The following is a 453-nucleotide window of genomic DNA, read 5'->3' on the forward strand; positions in this document are numbered from 1 at the left end:
GTTCTGCGCGCCGGCGACTGCGCCGGGTTCAAAGCGGGCGTGCCGAACGGCCATAAGCTGGAGAACCGATCCGGCCGCGAGGCGATTCTGCTGGAAGTCGGCACGCGCAGCCCGACGATCACCCCAGCCGACTATCCCGACATCGACATGGTGCTGCACGCCGGCGTCGACGGCTATTTCCACCGCGACGGTTCGCCCTATCCGAAATACCCAAGAAGAACGTGACCACAGAATCCATCGCTGCCGGCCCCGCCGCCCCGCCATCTCCGCCAGAAGGCCCGTCCAGCCCCTGGGGCATTCGCGATTTCCGCCTGTTGTGGTTCGGGCGTGTGGTGGCGGTGCTGGCGATCCAGATCCAGTCGTCGGCCCTGTTGTGGCAGGTCTATGAGATCGCCCGGCGGGATCATCCGATCGAGGAGGCCAGCCTGTATCTGGGGCTGGTCGGGCTGTGTC

1 protein-coding gene and 1 pseudogene are annotated in these 453 nt (G+C 66.2%); both read left to right on the plus strand.

Going from position 1 to position 453, the window contains the following annotated elements:
- On the plus strand, positions 1-225 hold a 225-nt coding region (locus JWG43_RS20825; RefSeq protein WP_205244347.1), incomplete at its 5' end, for a cupin domain-containing protein.
- Positions 222-453: pseudogene (locus tag JWG43_RS20830) on the plus strand (MFS transporter); the annotation flags it as partial. The gene JWG43_RS20825 and the pseudogene JWG43_RS20830, both read left to right, overlap by 4 nt.

This window comes from Desulfobulbus alkaliphilus (genome assembly GCF_016918545.1).
Taxonomy (GTDB): Bacteria; Desulfobacterota; Desulfobulbia; order Desulfobulbales; family Desulfobulbaceae; genus Desulfobulbus; species Desulfobulbus alkaliphilus.